This window comes from Streptomyces prunicolor NBRC 13075 (genome assembly GCF_000367365.1).
Taxonomy (GTDB): Bacteria; Actinomycetota; Actinomycetes; order Streptomycetales; family Streptomycetaceae; genus Streptomyces; species Streptomyces prunicolor.
On sequence record NZ_BARF01000028.1, the window covers coordinates 132,182 to 139,105 of the forward strand.

Genomic DNA, 6,924 nt, shown 5'->3' on the forward strand with positions numbered 1-6,924 from the left:
CGCCTGCGCACAGTTCCGCACACAACCGAGCACCCCGAACTCATATCAGGCTAGCTGACGGGTCGTCAGATCGGCGCTACCGTGAGCGCCATGGACACCCAGAACCCCCAGGCGACCGACCAGGCGACCCTCCCTCTGATCATCTCCGTCGACGACCACACCGTGGAGCCCGCCGACGTCTGGCAGCACCGGCTGCCCAAGAAGTACCTGGACACAGGACCTCGCATAGTCCGCGCGCCACTGAAGGAAATGACCTTCCTCGGCGGCCGGTTCAAGCCCGTCATGGGCGAACCAGGCGACGACGGCCCCATCGGCGACTGGTGGGTCTACGAGGATCTGCACCGCCCCCTCACCCGCCTCGACACCGCCGTCGGCTACAGCAGGGACGAGATCAAGCTCGAAGTCATCACTTACGAGCAGATGCGTCCCGGCTCCTACGACGTCCCGTCCCGGCTCGCCGACATGGACGTCAACCACGTCCAGTCCGCGCTCTGTTTCCCCACCTTCCCGCGCTTCTGCGGCCAGACCTTCACCGAGGCCACCGACCGCGAACTCGGGCTGCTCTGCGTCCGCGCCTACAACGACTGGATGGTGGAGGAGTGGTGCGGCCCGGACGCGCACGGCCGCCTGATACCACTCCCGCTCATCCCTTTGTGGGACCCGGAGTTGGCCGCCGCCGAGGTCCGCCGCAACGCGGCCCGCGGGTGCCGTGCCGTCGCCTTCTCCGAGATACCCCCGCACCTCGGCCTGCCCTCCATCCACACCGACGACTGGGACCCGTTCCTCCAGGCCTGCGCCGAGACGCAGACCGTCATCGCCATGCACATCGGCTCCAGCAGCCGCATGCCCTCCACCTCGGCCGACGCGCCGCCCGCCGTCGGATCGACGATCACCTTCGCCAACTGCTGCTATTCCATGGTGGATTGGCTGATGAGCGGCAAGTTCGAACGCTTCCCGGACCTCAAGGTCATGTACGCCGAGGGCCAGATCGGTTGGATCCCCTACATCCTGGAGCGCGCCGACGTGGTCTGGGAGGAGAACCGCGCCTGGGGCGGCGTCGCCGACAAGGTCCACCGCCCGCCGTCCGAACTCTTCACCGAGCACGTCTACGGCTGCTTCTTCGACGACGCGTTCGGCCTGAAGAACCTCGACTCGATCGGCGTCGGAAACGTCCTCTACGAGACCGACTACCCCCACTCCGACTCCACTTGGCCCAAGTCCCGCGAGGTCGGCGAGGCCCAGATGGGCCACCTGGCACCGGACGTGGTCGAGCGGATCGTCCGAGGCAACGCGATCGACCTGCTGGGCCTGACCCCGGACGGCCTGTGGGAGGGCCCCAAGTGACCGCCCTCGCCTACGGGATGCAACTACCCGTCCAGTCGCAGAGCACCATCTACGCCGAGCCCTGGGAGGCCGACGCGGGGCCCGCCGACCTCGTCGAGATCGCGCGGGCCGCCGACCGTTCGGGCTTCGCCTACATCGCGGGCTGCGACCACGTCGGCGTCCCGCGCCGCCTCGCCACCGCCATGAGCACGATCTGGTACGACCCCGTCGCCACCCTCTCCTACCTCGCCGGCGTCACCGAGCGCGTCCAACTCCTCAGCCATGTCGCGGTCGTGGGCCTACGGCACCCGCTGCTCACCGCCAAGCAGTACGCCACCGTGGACCACTTGAGCGGCGGGCGCCTGATCCTCGGGGTCGGCGCCGGGCACGTACGGGAGGAGTTCGAGGTCCTGGGGGTCGACTTCGACCGGCGCGGGGCCGTACTCGACGAGTCGATCGACGCCCTGCGTGCCGCGCTCGGCCCGGACGAATTCCCGGAGCACCACGGCAAGTTGTACGACTTCGAGGGGCTCGGGCAGCGCCCCCGCCCGGTGCGGGAGCACGTCCCCCTCTGGGTCGGCGGTTCGTCCCCCGCCGCCGTACGCCGGGCCGCGCTCAAGGCGGACGGCTGGCTGCCGCAGGGCGACCCGCGCGACAAGCTGCCCGCGCAGATCGCGCGGCTCCGGCGACTGCGCGAAGAGGCCGCGGTGGAGGGGCCGTTCGTGTTCGGGGCCATCACCGAGCCGCTGTACGTCGGCGACCCGGGGTGGGAGGTCGGGCGGCGCACGCTCACCGGAGCGCCCGAGGTCCTCGCGGAGTCGCTGCGTGCCTACGGCGCGATGGGCGTGGACCAGATCCAGGTGCGGTTCCGCTGCCGGGACCGCGCTGAACTCACCGATCAGATAAGGGAGTTCGGGAGCGAGGTGGGGCCGCTGCTCTGAACAAGCCCTCCGCTGACAGGCCGTACCTTGATCACGGCCTGTTCGAACGTGATCACATCCTGTTTGAACATGGTCACGCCGAGCCGCGTATGTACGGACGTACGGACGTCATGGCTCCGGCGGAAGGACCCCCGAAGTGCGATCCTCCGAACGACTCGTAGTTGCCGTGGCCTCCGCCGGGGTCACCTGGCCGCACGAGAACTGGCCGCCCCCGGACGATCCGTACGTGGACCGTGTGCAGCATGTCCCCCCGCCCCACCACGGGTTGGCGGAGACCGCGGCGGACGTCGTCGTGCTGCACTGCGAGGACCCGGCCGTGTCCTTTCCGGGCCTGCTGGAGGTTCTCCGCACCCGGAGCGTCCCGGCGGTCGTGGTCAGTCCGCGCCGGGACACCGAAGCGGTGGTCGAGGTGTTCCGGGCCGGGGCGGGCTATCTGGTCGAGAGCGACCACTGCCCCGAGATGATGTCCTCGGCGATGGTGGCGGCCACCGTCGGGCACACCTACCTCTCGCCGTCGGCATCCGACGCCCTGCGGGAGGGGGCCCGGCGGATGACCGCGAGCGACGAGACGATGGAGCGGCTGCGCGCGATGCTCTCGCCGCGCGAGCAGCAGATCATGGAGCTGCTGTCGACCGGCCTGGGCGCGCAGCAGATCGGGCAGCGATTACGGCTGAGCGAGAAGACCGTCCGCAACAACCTCAGCAACATCTATGCCAAGTTGGACGCCAGGAGCGGCACGGACGCGGTCCTGCGCTGGCTGGGAGCCACGCCCGTGCTTCGCACCTGAGAACACCCGAGGACACCTGAGATCGCCGGCCGGAATCCCTTTCAGGGGATCTAGGGCGCCGGTATCTCCGACAGCGGTATTTCCACGTCGGTGACATTGGCGCCGCCCTCACCGAATCCGGCCTCTTCGGACTGGAGGGCCTTCGTCGAGTTCGGGACGGAGTCGGCCGCGGTCGTCTCGCATTTCACATTCCGCAGCCAAAGACGTCCGTCGGGCGTTCCGTTGTTCAGGATCTGCGGATAGAAGACATGCACGGTCGCGGCGCCCTCGCTCGGCGAGAAGAACACCGTCTGACCGTCCTGCGCCTCTTTGTACGTGGCCTTCAGGAATCCGCTCACGTCGGTGCGCTTGGCGGACCACATGTAGAAAGCCGTGCTGTCCGCCTGCACGGTGTCCGTCCGGCTGAACGCGAGGGTGGTCGTCTTGTCGTCACGCGTGATGTTGATGGTCGACGTGCTGAATTCCAGGCCGATCTCGAAGAGCGAGTTGCCGAGTTTCGTACCGGCCTCGGTGACGGTTCCCTCCTCCACCTGAAGGGTTCTCGTCACCGACGTACTCACGGTGAAGGTCTTCGTCGCGGTGCTCGTGGAACCGCAGTTGTCGGACACCGGGGAGACGCGTTCGTTGGGCCCGAGGCTGTTGTCCTTGAACTGGACGTCGACGAACTCGCAGTTGGCCAGTTTGTCGGAGTCCGCGGAGCAGTCGGCGCTCACTTCGGACGGGGTGGCGGCGTTCGCCCGGTTCATCAGCGGGACGATCACCGCGAGCGCCGCGACGGGGGCCAGGGCGAGGGTGATGCGCTTCTTCTTGCTCCGGTGACTTCTCGTGCGGCCGTTCCGGCTCATGGGTGTCTCCAGGGGGATCACGTGGGGGTGAAGTGGGCTTGATCTGGGGTGACTTGACTGCTGCCGGTCGGCTCAGCAGTCCTCCAGGACCGCCTTGGAGGTGCCGTCCACGACACCGGGAGCACCGGCCGCACCCGGCAGGATGACGGGTCCTTCGACGACATCCGGCGCCACGAAGTTCTGCTCCGGGCTGGCCGGCAGGACGGTGGTCTGCTCCCGGGCGTCGATACGCGCCCGCCATTCACCGGTCATGCGCTGCAACTTGGGCGTGAACTCCATGTGGAGCACCTTGCCGACCGGCACGTCCCGCGCCTCCGTGTCCCCGGCCGTCGCCGACTTCACGGTCATGTCGAGGGTGCCCTTGTGCTTGCTCCAGGACCCGCTCAGGAATCCGAAGAGGCCGCCTGCGGCGCCCTGTTGGGTGGAGACGTACTTACCCTGACCCTGGGCCGCGGTCGACGACCAGGTGATGGAGACCTTGGCCGGATCGGTGGCGTTCGGCTCGCAGTTCGGGAAGTCGATGGACGCCTTTTCGGTGGGCCCGTCGAAGGTCTCGAAATTCGTCTCGACGTAGTCGCAGTTGTCGGCCTGGAAACCGTCCGCGAAGGCGCCGCCGAAATCCTCCACGGACCGCTGATCGCCATTGACCACCGCGGACCGCTCGCACATGGTCATGATCTGGTCCGGTGTCTTCGCGTCGGCCGCGTTCGCCGACGGCAGCAGCGCGACGACCACCCCGCCGGTGGCGAGTGCCGCGCCGATCGCCACGTACCTGACTTTCCTGTTGCGCAATCTCCGCTTTGCCATGACAGGCATTGTTGGAGCCAAGCCGAGGTATGGCCAGGGTCAAAAGTCCCTACTCCGCGGTCACTTGAAGTGTGCTTGCGCACTCGCAGTGTGCTTGTGCAAGGCCTCTCTCCCGAGCAAGGAGTCCTCGCTCGCTATCTGACGCTTCGTCAGATACGGCGCTACGATGCCCCGCATCCACCGATCCCGAGGAGGCCCGCATGGGCAAGCTGGACGGGCGCGTCGTTCTGGTCACCGGAGCGGCGCGTGGGCAGGGGGAGCAGGAGGCGCGGCTGTTCGCGGCCGAGGGCGCGAAGGTCGTCGTAGCGGATGTGCTGGACGAGCAAGGGGAGGCGCTGGCGAAGGAGTTGGGCGCGTCCGCGTCCTACGTCCATCTCGACGTCGGTGATGAGGCGGACTGGAGTGCCGCCGTGGGGGCCGCCAAGTCGGCGTACGGGCGGATCGACGGGCTGGTCAACAACGCGGGAATCCTGCGGTTCAACTCCCTTGTGGATACGCCGCTTGAGGAGTTCATGCAGGTCGTGCGGGTCAACCAGGTGGGCTGCTTCCTCGGGATCAAGACCGTGGCGGCGGCCATGGAGGACGGCGGCACGATCGTCAACACGGCCTCGTACACGGCGGTTACGGGGATGGCGGCCGTCGGTACGTACGCGGCGACCAAGCACGCCATCCTCGGGCTCACCCGGGTCGCCGCGCTGGAGCTGGCCGATCGGCGTATCCGGGTCAACGCGATGTGCCCGGGCGCCATCGACACGGCGATGTCCAACCCGGCCCAACTCGACCCCGACGCGGACACCGAGGGGATGTCCAGGGCGCTCGACGAGCTGTACCGCAAGCTCGTGCCGCTCGGGCGGATCGGGAAGCCGGCGGAGGTCGCGCGCCTGGCGCTCTTCCTGACCTCCGACGACTCCTCCTACATCACCGGGCAGCCGTTCGTGATCGACGGGGGCTGGCTGGCCGGGGTCTCTGTCTTCTGACCGTACGTCAGCTCTTGACCATCCATGCGGCCGGTGCCACAGTCGGCGGCAGATCGTGAATCTGACGAAGCGTCAGAAACTATTGGGGACGGTGAACCTCCTTGGAATTCGGGCTCTTTGTACAGGGATACGTGGGCAAGCGTGCCGAGACGGACCCGCTGGCCGAGCACAAGGCGCTGATGGAGGAGACCGAGTACGTCATCCAGGCGGACAAGTCCGGCTTCAAGTACGCCTGGGCGTCCGAGCACCACTTCCTGGAGGAGTACTCGCACCTCTCGGCCAACGACGTCTTCCTCGGCTACCTCGCCCACGCGACCGAACGCATTCACCTCGGGTCGGGCATCTTCAACCCCCTCGCCCAGGTCAACCACCCCGTGAAGGTCGCCGAGAAGGTCGCCATGCTCGACCATCTCACCGGCAACCGCTTCGAGTTCGGCAGCGGGCGCGGTGCCGGGTCGCACGAGATCCTCGGGTTCATACCGGGCGTGACCGATATGAACTACACCAAGGAGATCTGGGAAGAGACCATCGCCGAGTTCCCCAAGATGTGGCTCCAGGACGAGTACGTCGGCTTCCAGGGCAAGCACTGGCAGTTGCCGCCGCGCAAGATCCTCCCCAAGCCGTACGGGAAGGCGCACCCCGCGATGTGGTACGCCGCCGGGTCGCCTCCCTCGTACGCCATGGCCGCGCGTAAGGGGCTGGGCGTTCTCGGGTTCAGCATCCAGAAGGTGTCCGACATGGAGTGGGTGCTGGAGCAGTACAAGACGGCGATCGTGAACGCCGAGCCGGTGGGGGCGTTCGTCAACGACAACGTCATGGTGACTACGACGGCGATCTGTGCGCCGACGCATGACGAGGCGATCCGTATCGCCACGAGTGGGGGGCTGCACTATCTGCCCTCGCTGGTGTTCCGGTACCACGACACGTTTCCTCGGCCTGAGGGGTTTCCGGTGTGGCCGGAGACGCTGCCTGAGTACACGCCGGAGTTTGTCGAACTCCTTGTGGAAGAGGAGCTGTTGATCTGCGGGGATCCGGACGAGGTGCTCACCCAGTGCAAGCGGTGGGAGCAGGCGGGGGCGGATCAGTTGAGCTTTGGGCTGCCGGTGGGGGTGCCCAAGGAGGAGACGTTGCAGACGATTCGGTTGATCGGGGAGCACGTGGTTCCGAAGATCGACACGGATCCCGTTCACCGGACAACTCGGTTCCGTCGAGCGGCTTGAGGTTCGTTGCGGGGTGCGGGTGCG

7 protein-coding genes are annotated in these 6,924 nt (G+C 67.3%); 5 read left to right on the forward strand and 2 right to left on the reverse strand.

Annotated features, from left to right (window positions below):
* The first annotated feature begins 90 nt into the window (after positions 1-90).
* The 3 genes from SPR02S_RS12935 to SPR02S_RS12945 all read left to right on the forward strand — a co-directional run bounded on the left by SPR02S_RS12935 (position 91) and on the right by SPR02S_RS12945 (position 3,051).
* A complete protein-coding gene (locus SPR02S_RS12935; RefSeq protein WP_019057389.1) occupies positions 91-1,344 on the forward strand; it encodes an amidohydrolase family protein in 1,254 nt (417 codons plus the stop codon).
* Positions 1,345-1,361: 17 nt separating this feature from the next.
* Positions 1,362-2,264, forward strand: coding sequence for an LLM class F420-dependent oxidoreductase (locus SPR02S_RS12940; protein ID WP_052346973.1), 903 nt, complete (start codon positions 1,362-1,364; stop codon positions 2,262-2,264).
* Between the two features lie 136 nt (positions 2,265-2,400).
* The gene (locus tag SPR02S_RS12945; protein ID WP_026150481.1) at positions 2,401-3,051 is read left to right on the forward strand and encodes a response regulator transcription factor; all 651 of its coding nucleotides are present in this window, start codon (positions 2,401-2,403) and stop codon (positions 3,049-3,051) included.
* Positions 3,052-3,101: 50 nt separating this feature from the next.
* On the opposite strand, the gene SPR02S_RS12950 is transcribed toward SPR02S_RS12945, so the two are convergent.
* Positions 3,102-3,896, reverse strand: a complete 795-nt coding sequence (locus tag SPR02S_RS12950; protein ID WP_019057392.1) for a hypothetical protein — start codon at positions 3,894-3,896, stop codon at positions 3,102-3,104.
* 72 nt (positions 3,897-3,968) lie between these two features.
* Positions 3,969-4,703: a hypothetical protein gene (locus SPR02S_RS12955; RefSeq protein WP_026150482.1), complete on the reverse strand. Its 735-nt coding sequence runs from the start codon at positions 4,701-4,703 to the stop codon at positions 3,969-3,971.
* A gap of 200 nt (positions 4,704-4,903) precedes the next feature.
* Between SPR02S_RS12955 and SPR02S_RS12960 the strand changes: the two genes are divergently transcribed.
* On the forward strand, positions 4,904-5,680 hold the full coding sequence (locus tag SPR02S_RS12960) for an SDR family NAD(P)-dependent oxidoreductase (RefSeq protein ID WP_019057394.1): 777 nt from the start codon (positions 4,904-4,906) through the stop codon (positions 5,678-5,680).
* A 101-nt stretch (positions 5,681-5,781) separates the two neighbouring features.
* On the forward strand, positions 5,782-6,900 hold the full coding sequence (locus SPR02S_RS12965) for an LLM class flavin-dependent oxidoreductase (RefSeq protein ID WP_078622876.1): 1,119 nt from the start codon (positions 5,782-5,784) through the stop codon (positions 6,898-6,900).
* The last annotated feature ends 24 nt before the right edge of the window (positions 6,901-6,924 follow it).

Coding starts and splice junctions, on each gene's coding strand:
- SPR02S_RS12940 (WP_052346973.1), top strand. CDS start 1,362: ATGCAACTACCCGTCCAGTCGCAGAGCACCATCTACGCCGAGCCCTGG.
- SPR02S_RS12950 (WP_019057392.1), bottom strand. CDS start 3,896: ATGAGCCGGAACGGCCGCACGAGAAGTCACCGGAGCAAGAAGAAGCGC.
- SPR02S_RS12955 (WP_026150482.1), bottom strand. CDS start 4,703: ATGGCAAAGCGGAGATTGCGCAACAGGAAAGTCAGGTACGTGGCGATC.
- SPR02S_RS12935 (WP_019057389.1), top strand. CDS start 91: ATGGACACCCAGAACCCCCAGGCGACCGACCAGGCGACCCTCCCTCTG.
- SPR02S_RS12960 (WP_019057394.1), top strand. CDS start 4,904: ATGGGCAAGCTGGACGGGCGCGTCGTTCTGGTCACCGGAGCGGCGCGT.